The organism is Microcoleus harperi Pol14_C6 (assembly GCF_036701295.1).
Taxonomy (GTDB): domain Bacteria; phylum Cyanobacteriota; class Cyanobacteriia; order Cyanobacteriales; family Microcoleaceae; genus Microcoleus.
On the sequence record NZ_JAUBQN010000012.1, the window covers coordinates 103,350 to 117,273 of the forward strand.

Sequence of the window (13,924 nt, forward strand, 5' to 3'; positions counted from 1 at the left end):
TAAAAAAGTTTCGATTACCCAACAACAATCGCTCTTTGTTATCAAGCCATAACACTCGGCGCTGAGAATAAACTCATTGGGAGCAACGCTTTCTCCGTTTTAGTCTAGCATTCTCAACAAAATTTCATAAGGATCTAATGATTGATTAGAGGTAATAGAGCCAATTTTTTGGAAGTAGAGACAAAAACGATTGGTTTCTAACGGACGGCTGATTTTGGAAATCAACTTCCTCTCACAAGGTTGTCTAATTATATTAGTTCGTCATCGTCTCGACGATAAACATGAACACAGTTGCGACCTTTGCCTTTGGCAGCATAACAAGCTGCATCAGCCGCCCCCATAACCTCCATCAAATCTTGGCTGGCTTGGTTAATGGCAATAACTCCTATACTGACCCCGATGATAAAGGTTTTCCTATCCCAACTAAACCGAAACTGATGAACTAGGTCTTTGAGGTTTTCCGCAATCTGAGCTGCTTTAGAGAGGGGACATTTATTAAGCAAAAGACCAAATTCGTCACCTCCCAAGCGAGCCAATGTGTCATTAGCGCGGACTCCATTTTGTAAAAGTGTAGTGATTTGGCGCAGTAGCTCATCGCCCGCACAATGACCTGCGGTATCGTTAACGACTTTGAACTTATCTAAATCTAAATAACAGAGAGCGTGCTGCTGATTGCTATCTTGAACAGAGGCGATCGCCTCAATTAGTCGCTGCTCAAATCCTCGACGGTTGATTAAACCCGTCAGAGCATCGTGACTGGCTTCCCAAGACAGTTGACGAGCAAGATTGCGCGATTCGGTAACATCATGAAAGACGATGACTGCCCCGATAATTTGACCTTGGCAGTCTCGAATTGGTGCTGCTGAGTGCTCAATGGCATACTCCCTCCCATCGCGCGCAATCAGTTTAGTATGGTTAGCTAAGCCCACAATTCGCTTCTCCAACAAAGCCTTGTCGATCGGATTCTCTACTGGCTTTGGCGTTACTTCATTGATAATTTTAAAGACTGTAGACAGGGGGAGTCCCTGAGCTTCATGAGCCTTCCAACCTGTCAGTTGCTCAGCGATAGGATTAAAAAATCGCACATTACCTTGAGCATTGGTAGTAATAACTGCATCACCAATCGATTGGAGAGTCACTTGAGCGAGTTCTTTTTCGGCAAAGAGGGACGCTTCGAGACGTTGGCGTTCTTCGATTTCTCTCAAGAGACGTAAATTCTGCTCTTGGAGGCTTTGTTGCAACCGTCGGATGGTTAGGTGAGTTTCGACACGAGCTAATACTTCTTCAACTTGAAACGGCTTAGCAATATAATCTACGCCACCAACAGCCAGCCCCTGAACCTTATTGAAAGTTGCATTGAGAGCACTCAAAAAAATTATCGGAATGCCTGCAGTTTTCTCGTCAGATTTTAATTGTTTACAAACTTCATAGCCATCCAAATCGGGCAATTTAATGTCGAGTAAAATTAGTTCCGTCGATGGCGATTGGGCGGCTCGGATCGCCATGGCGCCTGTTGTGACACTGCGAACTTTATAACCATGTGCGCTCAAAGTACGGCCCAGAAGACGCAGGTTATCAGGCAGATCGTCAACAATTAAAATATTGCCTCGGTAGTTGGTAGCTGGATCGCTAACTATATCGCTAGTTATATCGAGAATCCTACTGCTTTCCATACTTTTCTGGTAGAGGACTACAACCCTATGAACAAGAGTATACTTTAATTATTAGGTTATCCACTCACTTGACGTAGAAACAAGTGATGCGATCGCAGAGTTCTAGGAGTGGCACGCTGGCACAGCCCCTACAATATCTGACTTGTTGAGGTAGGGATAATCTCCCCGTGGTTGCCCTTATTCGTTTCGGGTAACATGAAGAGAAGATTTTTTCAACCCAAGCAGCCGATTTATGAACAAGCACATTTCTTAAAGGGCAAGTCTACTCGTCATTGCGATCGGATGTCTCGTGCTGCTGGGTTGGCAATTTGACATCTCCCTACTCAAAAGTGGTTTTCCCGGTATGACTTCGACCATGAAGCGGGCAATGGCAGAACTCAATCGCTAAGCACTTCAGCACTCATGAATTATTCAGGTTAGATATGATTACACAATTTTTTGAGACTGGAGGATTCATTCCTCATGGTCACTGCTATCTCTGGCAAACAAACTTAGTAGGATTACATATTTTATCCGATGGTTTAATCGCTTTAGCATACTACTCCATCCCAATCATGCTAATCTACTTTGTGCGACAGCGCCAAGATACTCCATTTCAAAAAGTATTTTTTCTGTTTGGCGCCTTCATAATTGCCTGTGGTACAACTCATATCATGGAAATTTGGACGCTTTGGTTTCCTACTTATTGGGTTTCTGGAGGACTTAAAGCTATTACTGCTCTGATTTCTATATATACTGCATCTGAGCTAGTTTTGTTAATTCCATCAGCCTTAGCTTTACCTAGTCCAGCTCAACTTATTGCGGCCAATCAAGCCTTAGAGAAGGAGATCAACGAGCGCAAGCGGGCTGAAAACGAACGCAAACAAATTGAGGTGGCTTTACGAAACAGTGAAGAGCAGTTTCGCAATGCGTTTGAAAATGCGTCAATAGGAATGGGGCTCGTTTCACTTGATGGGCACTGGGTTAAAGTCAATCCGGCCTTATGTCAGATTCTTGGCTACTCCTCAGAAGAGTTGTTAGCGTTAACTTTCCAAGACATTACCCATCCCGACGATTTAGACCTGGATCTTAGCTATGTACATCAGTTATTAGCAGGAACAATTTCAACTTACCAAATCGAAAAACGGTATTTCCATAAACAAGGACATATAATTTGGATTCTTCTTGATGGATCGCTAGTACAAGATGAACAGGTAAATCCACTGCATTTTATTGCTCAAATTCAAGAAATTACCGCTCGAAAAGAAGCTCAAAAGACCCTAGAACTTCAGAGTGTTATTATGAATAACATGGCAGGTGGAGTGTGTTTAATTAAAGCCTCAGATCTCAGGCTCGTCTACACCAATCCCAAATTTGACGCTATGTTTGGCTACACAGAGGGCGAACTCGCAGGTCAACCCGTTGGTGTCTTGAATTATGTCGATACAGAGGTTACACCAGACGCAAGCGTTCTAGATATTGTCACTCAAATTGAGCAGAAAGGAGAAGCACAATATGAAGTCTACAATAAGAAAAAAGATGGAAGACTTTTTTGGTGCAGGGTTCATACGTCAAGGTTTGAGCATCCTGAATATGGAACCGTATATGTTGCAGTTCAGGAGGACGCAACAGAGCTAAAACTGGCTGAGCAAGCCTTGCAAGCTACCACAAATCGCCTCAACTTTCTCCTGAACTACAGCCCGGTAGTTATTTTTAGCTGTAAACCTGGTGGCAATTATGGAGCAACGTTCATCAGCGAAAATGTCAAAGATGTATTGGGCTATGAAAGCATTGCATTTTTAGAAGATTCTGAATTTTGGGCGCATAACTTACACCCCGATGATGTAGAACGAGTAATTAATGGCTTAACCAATCTATTTCTCAATGATTTTTATTTCCATGAATACCGTCTTCGTCGCTCAGATGGGGTTTATCGCTGGATACTCGCTCAACTCAGACTAATTCGAGATCGTGCAGGTAGACCAGTGGAAATCTTGGGATATTTAATTGACATTAACGATCGCAAACAAGCCGAGTTGGAACTTGAGCAAGCTAAAGAAGCAGCAGAAACAGCAAACCGAGCCAAAAGTATGTTCCTGTCCAATATGAGCCACGAACTCCGTACTCCTCTCAATGCTATTTTGGGATTTACGCAATTGATGAGTTACGATCCTGTTCTGACTCCTGAACTCCAAAAAGATATGGCGATCGTCAATCGTAGCGGCACGCATTTATTGGAATTGATTAACGACATTTTAGATTTATCCAAAATTGAGAGCGGACAGATGACACTCTATCTTTCTGACTTTGATCTAAAAAAATTGCTGAGTTCTCTTGAAGAAATGTTGCAAGTTAAAGCCCAATCGAAAGGATTGAAACTAATTGTCGAGCGAGACTCCAATCTTCCCCAATTTGTGCATACCGATGAGAAAAAACTGTATCAAGTCTTAGTCAATCTGCTCGGTAATGCGATTAAGTTTACTAATAAAGGAAGCGTCACCTTACGAGTGAGAACACAACAGAGCGACCAAACGTCCTGTCGCCTATTTTTTGAAATTGAGGATACTGGAGTGGGAATTGCTCCAACAGAAGTTGACAGCTTATTTAAGGCGTTCGTGCAAGCTGAAGCTGGGAATAAATTGAATCAAGGTACTGGTCTAGGTCTAGCTATCAGTCAAAGATTTGTCCAACTCATGGGTAGTCAGATTCGGGTTCAAAGCACATTGAATCAGGGCAGCATTTTTTACTTTGAACTGGGGGTAAACTTACCTCAAGCAGTCTGCCTTGCCTCAGAATTGCTTAAACAAAGAGTGATTGGTATAGATCCAGGACAACCAACTTACCGCATCCTTGTGGTGGAAGATGTAGAGGAAAATCGCCGCTTATTGGTCAAACTCCTTACCTCAGTCGGTTTTGAGGTGCGCCAAGCAACACAGGGAGTTGAAGCACTATCCCTGTGGGAAAGTTGGTCCCCACACCTGATTTGGATGGATCTACGAATGCCGGTCATGGATGGCTACACAGCTACTAAACGCATTAGAGAACACCCTCATGGACAAGAGACTGTCATTATTGCTTTAACTGCCAGTGCTTTTGAAGAAGAACGAGAGAAAGCTCTTATGGCTGGTTGTGACGACTTTATGAGTAAGCCATTTCAGGAAGAGCTCGTCTTTGACAAACTCGCTCAACACTTGGGAGTAGAGTACATCTACAAAGTTGTAGGAAAAGATTCCCAACAACTATTTGTTGATTCTTTATCTGCAGAAGATCTAGCCGTGATGTCTTCTCAGTGGTTAGAACAAATGTCTCAAGCTGCCTACTATGTTGATCCTGAAGTCATGGACGAGCTAATCAAACAAATTCCCGCATCTCAATCAACCCTTTCCACTGCGCTAATTGATTGTGTGAATAACTTTAAGTATGACCAAATTGTGGAGTTAATTCGACCTCTGCTCCCTAATCCAGTTTAGTTATCGAGTTTAAAGAGAAAGAAGCTATCTCTCCAATAAACCTCTCCCATAATTCCCAATCTCTTTACCCGCTGGGTTTGCTGCGAACACCTTAAATATTCTGCCGCAAACCTACGCTTAAATAATGCTTTAAACGGTTCATCAATAATACAAAATGCGGGTTAACTATCTCTTTTATAGATAAAAAAAATCCCTACGTATTATTTTAACACATCCAATATGTGGTAAGTTTTGAATAAAAACTGTCACGAACTGTAGTAAGTATGCTGTAACTAGGTTTGTCCGGGTTGGGATTTGCCAGCATATAAGCTAAGGGTTACGCCAAGCCAGATTCGCTCGAAAACGAAAAGAGTTTCGATTCTCTTACCATCAGCCAAAACTGCTCTTTTAAAACTCAAGTGTTGATGCTGCCTTTGATGATAACGTCTTCATCTTCTTCGGAAATATCGAGGAATTTTTTGGGTTTAATGTAGAAAGGATGCAGATAAAAGTCGCCGACAAATAACAGCGGATAGGCGAGGGACAAACTGATGCTTTTTTCCAGCATTGGCGGATACTCTAGCAAGTTGAAGTAACCCGCTTTAATCTGATCTAGCTGTCTTTTTTGAAAGTCGGGGATTTCTGGCAATTGGTCTTGCCATTCTCTCAAAAATTGGTCGTCTGTGACAAGTTGCAGGTCAAAAAGTGTTTTTAATTATTCTAATGTGACATTTGTAGCTGGAATTGTTGGAACCCTAATTCTAGCCTGTTAATTTTATGGGTACTTATAATTTTATTAATTTTTAAGCTAATATTATGTCCGCTGCAACGATAATAATAAAAATGGTTAGTAGTGAGTACCCAAAGTCCTGAGCAAAATCGCTCTGACTTGCATTCCTCACTAGGAAAGGGTAACGGTTATTTTATTGAAGATAATATAATAAGTCAAAAGTGAATTCTGCTAATTCCAAATTTTTTGCAATTTGAGAAAAAATCCCGGTAAAACATTTTCCCCAGAAAGGGTGAGAGGAGATTGTAAAAGTTCCACATCTTTGCCGGGGCGAGAAATTTCAACTTCCCGTTTTTTGCGGTTAATCAGCCAACCGAAACGGCAGCCATTTTGCATATATTCTTGCATTTTTTCCTGAGTCTTTGTCAATCTGTCACTCGGAGAAAGCAACTCGATTACAAAATCAGGACACAAGGGGATAAATTTGTCTTTTTGTTCAGGTGTCAAAGCTTCCCAGCGGGATTTTTCTACCCAGGAGACATCAGGAGAGCGGCTTTATTGGGCAGAGTAAATCCTGTGGAGGAATCAAAGGCTTCACCGAGTCCGGTTTGTTCGTTCCACGTCCAGAGTTGAGCGCCTGCTGTTAAGTTGCGTTTCCCTGTTTCTTCTCCGGTTGGTGGCATGACAATTAATTCTCCGTTGGCGTTCCGTTCAAGTTTCAACTCCGGGTTTTCTTCGCACAGTTGATAAAACTGTTCAGAAGTTAGTTTGATAATGGAACTGAGGTTTTAGGTGATAGCAGTCATTGTTATTTACCTGCTGTTTGTAAGAACTTGATTAAGAATTAAAAATGAATAATCCCATTTTTAATTCTTAATTGTTAACTTGTAATTCTACTGCAATTGTTTGATTCTGTTGAGCGCGTCTTGATAGGCGCTGGTTCTTCCGCCTTGCTTGTAAAGTTCTGCTGCTTTTTGAAAGTCGGCAATTGCTTTTGGTTGGTCTTTGTTGTCCAGGTAAGCTAAAGCTCGGTTGTAGTAAGCGTCGGCAAAACCGGGATTGGCTGCGATGGCCAGCGTGTATGCTTGAATAGCAGTGGAACCGCGTGTGGGTTCGAGTGGGGGCAAGGCGGCGGTGATGAAAGTGCGCGCATTACCGATATTAAAATACAATTCAGGGGTATATTTGGGCTTGAAAGCGAGTGCTCTGTTGAAATCCGCGATCGCCTCCCAAGCATCTCCTTGATCTAACAGCGAAAGTCCTCGAAAATAATAAGCTTGGGCGTCTTGAGGATTGGCGGTGGATACCGGGCCGATAGTGGCGGGAGTATTGTCTACTTTCAACTCAGATTTGTTGATTCCCGCCGCCACTAGCTTCGCGATAAATGTATTGATTGGAACTGCTGCGTTAAATCCGGTTTTAATCGGGGCGACTTCGCCGGAACTCGTTTGCGCGAAACCGAATTCGCCTTGTCCGTGTAAACCGATGACTCGGCCTTCGGAGTCAAAAACTGGGCCGCCACTCATGCCGCTCCAAGTTACGGCCTGATACCGCAAAGTGTAACCTTCCGGGCGGCTACCAGGGCGGCTGGTAACGAGTCCGGGAGAGAGTTCGGGTTCTCGTTGGGCGCCGAAAAGTCCGCCCGTAGCGGGATAGCCGTAAACGAAGATTTGAGTGCCGATGACGGCTTGATCGGAATCTGCGATCGTCGCGACTGGATATTCTTCTGGGCTTTCAAATTTGACTACGGCTAAATCCGGGTCAGTTTCGGCGGTTTGCAAACGGGTGACTGCAGTTGCTTGATAGTTTTTGCCTATCGACGTGCGAACGGTGTATTTCACGTCTGCTTTTTCTACGACGTGATTGACTGTTAAAACTGTGTAAGTTTTGCCTTTTTTGGCAATAATTACGCCAGAACCGTCTCCGAGGGAACTGTTAATTTGTACTGTCAGCGGTCCGGCAATGCTGGCGACTTCTTGGGGGGTTTTGGCGATCGCGGGTTGGCTGATGACTATGGTTAAGGCTGCGGTAGTTCCTGCTAGCAGGGTGGTTAGGGTGTCGTAACGAGAAAAATTTATATTCATGGCTATTGCTAATTAGTAGTTGGGTAGCGGGATTTGGCGGAGAAAGGGCGATCGGCGATTTGTGCTTTTTTGTGTTTAGTTTTATTACTGATTTGACGCAAAGGATCTCGGCTTTGTTCTTTAGTGATAATTTTACTCGCTTTTTTGTTCCGCGATTCCCTATTTCAATGTTGGTGCACACTGCGTAGCTTAATTAAGCTCCATGCAGGCTGCCCAACTTACTTATTAAAACTAAATAATACATGACTCGAACTCCCTGCTTAATTCTTCCTTAGTCATCGTTCCCCGTGCGACTCGCATGACTAAATCATATGCTCGCTCGTCCGTCAAATTCAGAGCGCAACCATTCAAACGCAAAAAAGTATCTGTCACCGCAAAAGCCGATCGCTTGTTAGCGTCAATAAACGGATGATTCATAGCTATGTGATAGAGATAAGCAGCAGCTTGTTCGGCAATTGTTGCATCCGACAATTGACCGCCAAAAATTGCTTGCGGTTGACCCAAAGCCTACTCCAACAAGCCTTCGTCTCTGACGCCGGGAGTGCCACCCAATCTTTCTATCTGTCTAGCATGGATATTGACAACCATACTTTTGCTGACAAAATTAGGAGTTGGCAAGGCGACGATAAACCTCCTTTCTTTCGCGTTCTGAATCTAGATATGCCTGCCATGCTTTGGCTTCTAGTTTTTGTGGTTCTTCTTCAGTCTTTAAGGAACGGACAAATTCAAGCACTTTCAGCAGCAAGGGTTCTGGCACTTGGTCGAGTTCTTGAAGAAGTTGGTCTTTTGCGGTCATGTTTCTTTCCTCCTAATGATCGTACAACTATTTTACAACCTCCCTTGTGCCCATTCAACGATCGCCTCAGTCAGCCCATCCAAGGTATATTCCTTAGCTTCCACATCTAACTTACCCAATAAATTTTGGCAGCTTTTGGAAGTTTCCGGTCCGATAGAAGCGATACAAACATTTTTTAACCAATCCTGATATCGGGACAATTCCGGGCTTTCTTCTATGAGCTTGCAAAAATTTTGTACGGTTTTGGAACTGGCAAATGTTATGATATTTACGGCTTGATTTTGGAGTGCGGATAGGGCGATCGGCTCGATAGTTTCGGGACAGCAAGATTGGTAAGCTGGCACTTCTATTACTTGCGCTGCTTTGGCGGTGAATTCTTTAACTAAAACTTCTCTGCCGCCGCTTTCTACTCTCGGAAATAGGATTTTGCAGTTTTGCAAGTTGTCGGGGAAGTTCTCGACTAGGGAATCGGCGACAAAGTTGGGGGGGATAAAGTCGGGTTGTAGAGAGTGCGATCGCAAACTTTCTGCTGTTTTTTTCCCGACAACTGCTATTTTAATGCCAAACAAACTCCGGGCGTCTTTGCCTTTTGCTTGTAAGCGTCGAAAAAAGCAGTCTACAGCATTGTGGGAAGTGAGAATTAACCAGTGAAAGCTTGACAATTGTGCGATCGCGCTGTCTAATGGTTCCCAAGTGGACGGCGCCCCAATTACCAAGGCGGGCATTTCGATAACGCGAGCTCCTTGTTGCTGGAGTCTATCGCTAAATTCAGCAGACTGAGAAACCGATCGCGTGACTAAAATGGTTTTTCCTGCTAGTGGCAATTTGTTGTTGTTAGCGGTGACTGGTGTATCGATCATATTTGTGCTTTCTGGCTGGATTAAATATTCGCGCAATCTGACTACTTCCCCAATTACGATTACGCAAGGCGATAGAGATTGACCTGCTGTTTGCTGTACAATGTTGGAGAGAGTGCCCAGCCAAATTTGCTGTTCGGGGCGGCCACAATCTCGGATAATGGCGATCGGAGTTTCGGTCGATCGTCCGTGCTTTTGCAATTGCCAGACGATCTCGCTCAGATTTCGCCCTCCCATCAATATTACCAAAGTTTCTATCTGCACTAATGCTTCCCATTCCAGAGCGTCCGGTTCATGGGCACTCATCACTGCAAAACAGCGGCTCATTACCGGATCTGTGAGGGGAATTCCTGCTAGTAAAGGTGCGGCTAAGGCGGAAGAAATTCCGGGTATTACTTCAAACGGGCAGCCCGCTGTGATTAATGCTTGAATTTCGGAACTGGAACGACCAAAAATAAACGGATCGCCACTTTTTAAGCGGATTACTTGTTTTCCTAACTTGCAATGTTCTACCAGCAAACGGTTAATTTCTTGCTGCTGGGTGGAAGGTTTGCCGCCGCGTTTGCCGACTTCTATTTTCCGACAAGTTGCTGGGATTAATTCCAGTTGCGGGATGTCGATGAGAGCGTCGTAGATTAAGACTTCGGCTTGGGATAGCAGTTTGTGCGATCGCACTGTCATCAAGTTACAATCTCCTGGCCCGGCACCGACTAGATAAACTTTCCCTTTGTGGTTTTTCATAAGTCCTCCTCGATCGTCTCGATAGTATAGTTTTATGAATATTGTGGTGCTTCGGTGCACCCTACCCTACCCTATAATTTAATCAGATTTTTCAAGCAGCCTGTAGGGGCGGGTTCACCCCTTGCCCTCAACGGTGCAAACAGGTTAAATAAACCCGCCCCACCCACTATTTATGCAGATTATCATCATCACGGCCGCCGATGCAAATTACTTTGAATTGGTGCGAGGCACTATTTTATCGGTGCGGGAAAAACCAGAAGGTGAAAATGTGGCGATCGGCTTTTTCGATCTCGGCTGTACTCTCGAACAGTTGCAGTGGCTAAAAACACAAGTTAATATTATTCAAAAGCCCGATTGGGACTTTGACTTTCCCTGCCAAAATGAAGCCCCTCACTATCTCAAAGGACTTTTAGCCCGTCCGTTTCTCCGTCGATATTTTCCCTATTTTGACATCTACCTTTGGATAGATGCCGATGCTTGGGTGCAAGATTGGCAAGCCGTTGAACTGTTAGTTATAGGCGCGGCCAAACGCGGTTTAGCAGTTGTTCCAGAACTAGACCGGGGTTATTATTTAGCTTACGGCAAACTGCCTTGGTACTGGCAATTTGTTTACCGCGATTATCAAGCAGCTTTTGGCGAAGAAGTCGCCCAAAATTTGCACAGCTATCCAACCATAAATGCAGGTATTTTCGCGCTGCAAAAAGACGCCCCCCATTGGGAAATTTGGGCAGAATACCTGGAACAGGGATTGCAGCGGCACGTTTCTTTAATGAGCGACCAAATAGCTTTAAATCGGTTAGTTTACGGCACTGAAATGTTTGACAAAACAGAGATGCTGCCGGCTCGCTGCAACTGGAGTTGCAACTTTGGCTTGCCCGTCTGGGACAAGCACCAAGCCTGTTTTGTGGAGCCGTATTTGCCACAGGAGGCGATCGGCATTCTGCACATGACTGGCCACAAACACGACTTAGTAAGATTAGCAACAACGGACGGAAATCAAATAGAAATTACTCTCCGCTATCAACCGATAAAAACCCCCCAATATCCTAATTTAACACCAGAAAAAATGACATTACCGCCGTTATCGGAAATCACAAACAATACTTTGCTGCCTGCCGGAGATTACGTCTCGCCCGGATTGAAAGTTATTATCCCAGATGCGTACTTTCCCAACATGATTCTTGGGGATACTCAGACTTGTTCGTGGCCTTATTTGCGCCGAGAAATCAAGCACAATTGGTATGTCGATCGCCGTGCTAATTCAGTCGGATTTATCAGTCGCGACGAAGCACACATCCTTTACAATACTGCTCTGCAATTCAAAGGTAAAAAAGCATTAGAAATAGGCTGCTGGCTTGGGTGGTCTGCCTGTCACTTAGCCCTCGCAGGAGTTGAGTTAGATGTCGTCGATCCGCTGTTAGAAAGAGAAGATATCAGACAAAGCGTAATCGATTCAATTCAAGGTGCTCTAAATGCGTCTGGCGTTCAAACTTCCGTGACGCTAGTACCCGGTTATAGCCCTCAGAGAGTAGAGGAATTAGCCAATCAATTTAACCGCAAATGGTCGTTAATTTTTATTGACGGGGAACACGAAAATGAAGGCCCGTTAAATGATGCTATTTCCTGTGAAAATTTGGCTGAAGAAGATGCGATAATTTTATTTCACGATTTAGCGGCTCCAGATGTTGCTGAAGGTTTAGATTACTTGAGGCAAAGGGGATGGCAAACGGTAGTATATCAAACAATGCAAATTATGGGCGCTGCTTGGCGGGGTAATGTCAAGCCAGTAAAACATCAACCTGACCCTAATATTTCCTGGCAGTTGCCAGCACATTTGCACGGTTATTCAGTCAGCGGTATCTCAAACAATCAGTCGGTCGGTCGAGAAATAACTGTACGACAAGTGCATGAAATGATGCAACAAGCTGTTGCATTACTCAAGAGCAATAATCCTGTAGAAGCTATGGGAATAACTGAACAAATCGCTTCACTAAAGATCAATGTTCCAGGAATGTACTACCTGCGGTCTGTTTGCTTGAGCAATTTAGGACGCCACCAAGAAGCACTTGCAGCGGCTAAAGTGGAACTGGCGATCGATCCGACCCACCGCCCAGCACAAGTGCAAGTTGAAAAATTAACTAGGGCTTTATTGCGATCGCAAATAAAAATACCCACACAGCAACGATCGTGGAATACAACTCTTTCACGCGAACATATGCTGTTAATTCAAAACGCCACTCTGAACTATTCATACCGAGGCGTACCGATGCTAAAAAATCCCTTCGATTTTACGCTATACCCCCTATTATTTTGGAACTTAAAACCGCTCACAATTATTGAAATCGGGTCAAAATATGGTGGGAGTGCTTTGTGGTTTGGAGATATGCTAAATAATTTTGGCATTGACGGTCACATTTATTCTATTGATATTTTCAAAGTTATTTCAGTCCAACATCCTCGTGTCACTTACATGGAAGGAAACGGACGTGCTTTACCAGAAATATTAACACCTGATTTTATCAACTCATTGCCACGTCCCTTACTGGTAATAGAAGATGCCGACCATACCTACGAAACCAGCAAGCACGTTTTGGAGTTCTTCCATCCGTATCTTAAGCGGGAAGAATATATTGTTATTGAAGACGGAATTATTTCAGATTTAGAGCAAGATACTTCATATAACACTGGCCCTCATAAGGCCTTGAAAAAGTTCCTCTCCGAGCACGAAGATGAATATGAAATTGATAGCAGTTATTGCGATTACTTTGGCTATAACATTACTTGGTGTACCAATGGTTTTTTAAAGAAAATAAAAGCCTCGTCATCCCCCGGTGAACCAGTTTCAAATAAGCTGTTTGATGGCGAGTTTCAATCAATACTCTTAGCTATCAGACCTTACACATTATTGAGTGAATCTCGACTGTTCTCGCTATACTCCCTAGCCAAACAAATATGTCTGGAAGATTTGCCGGGAAATTTTGTAGAATGCGGAACTTGCAAAGGCGGTTCAGCGGCGTTAATGGCATTTGTAATTAAACATTACAGCCGCCGTCCGAGAGTGCTGTATGCTTTTGATACGTTTGAAGGAATGCCCCCACCTACGGAGATTGATAAACATCAGGGAATACCTGCAAATCTCACCAATTTTGGCGAAGGAACTCTCAAAGCTGCAATTAGTGAAAATTTGGATAAAATCTGTGAATTACTCCAAGTTAGAGATATTGTTGTACCAGTTAAGGGATTATTCGCCGAGACTTTACCCAAATACAAGTCAGCAATAGGAAGTATTGCGTTTCTGCACGCTGATGGAGATTGGTACGAGTCAACAATGGATATATTTAATACGCTTTATGACAGCGTTATTTGTAACGGTTTAATTCAGGTTGATGATTACGGTCACTGGGAGGGGTGCCAGCAAGCAGTACACGATTTTGAGAGGATCAAAGGCGAGTCATTTTTTCTGCATACGATTGATGAAACAGGAGTGTGGTTTCAAAAGTTGAAATAATATTAAGTGTGGCAACTTACCTGTAATAATACCCTCTTTTGGCTTTTTACCACCTTTATACTTTAGTCTTTTAGAGAGAAACTTTGTTTGTGTAGTAGCGCTTTCAA

At 43.5% G+C, this 13,924-nt stretch carries 8 protein-coding genes and 1 pseudogene; 2 read left to right on the forward strand and 7 right to left on the reverse strand.

Translation table 11 applies throughout. From position 1 onward, the window contains the following. Positions 1-248: 248 nt before the first annotated feature. Positions 249-1,673 (reverse strand): response regulator, encoded by a 1,425-nt coding sequence (locus tag QUA27_RS11385; protein WP_333068063.1) that lies wholly within the window; start codon positions 1,671-1,673, stop codon positions 249-251. 422 nt (positions 1,674-2,095) lie between these two features. On the opposite strand from QUA27_RS11385, the gene QUA27_RS11390 reads away from it, so the two are divergent. Next, a complete protein-coding gene (locus QUA27_RS11390; protein WP_333068064.1) occupies positions 2,096-5,122 on the forward strand; it encodes a hybrid sensor histidine kinase/response regulator in 3,027 nt (1,008 codons plus the stop codon). Positions 5,123-5,516: 394 nt separating this feature from the next. On the opposite strand, the gene QUA27_RS11395 is transcribed toward QUA27_RS11390, so the two are convergent. From QUA27_RS11395 to cobA, 6 genes and pseudogenes are all read right to left on the reverse strand, one after another. Further along, positions 5,517-5,771: a hypothetical protein gene (locus tag QUA27_RS11395; RefSeq protein WP_333068065.1), complete on the reverse strand. Its 255-nt coding sequence runs from the start codon at positions 5,769-5,771 to the stop codon at positions 5,517-5,519. A gap of 291 nt (positions 5,772-6,062) precedes the next feature. Then, positions 6,063-6,607, reverse strand: a pseudogene (locus QUA27_RS11400) (Uma2 family endonuclease). A 117-nt stretch (positions 6,608-6,724) separates the two neighbouring features. Further along, positions 6,725-7,915, reverse strand: a complete 1,191-nt coding sequence (locus QUA27_RS11405; RefSeq protein ID WP_333068067.1) for a trypsin-like peptidase domain-containing protein — start codon at positions 7,913-7,915, stop codon at positions 6,725-6,727. A 231-nt stretch (positions 7,916-8,146) separates the two neighbouring features. Continuing rightward, positions 8,147-8,419 (reverse strand): type II toxin-antitoxin system death-on-curing family toxin, encoded by a 273-nt coding sequence (locus QUA27_RS11410; RefSeq protein ID WP_333068068.1) that lies wholly within the window; start codon positions 8,417-8,419, stop codon positions 8,147-8,149. 100 nt (positions 8,420-8,519) lie between these two features. Beyond that, on the reverse strand, positions 8,520-8,711 hold the full coding sequence (locus tag QUA27_RS11415) for a DUF2281 domain-containing protein (RefSeq protein WP_333068069.1): 192 nt from the start codon (positions 8,709-8,711) through the stop codon (positions 8,520-8,522). Between the two features lie 32 nt (positions 8,712-8,743). Further along, a complete protein-coding gene (cobA, locus tag QUA27_RS11420; protein WP_333068070.1) occupies positions 8,744-10,309 on the reverse strand; it encodes a uroporphyrinogen-III C-methyltransferase in 1,566 nt (521 codons plus the stop codon). Between the two features lie 172 nt (positions 10,310-10,481). On the opposite strand from cobA, the gene QUA27_RS11425 reads away from it, so the two are divergent. Further along, positions 10,482-13,817 carry a class I SAM-dependent methyltransferase gene (locus QUA27_RS11425; protein ID WP_333068071.1) on the forward strand — a complete coding sequence of 1,112 codons (3,336 nt, stop codon included), beginning with the start codon at positions 10,482-10,484 and terminating at the stop codon, positions 13,815-13,817. Positions 13,818-13,924: the final 107 nt, after the last annotated feature.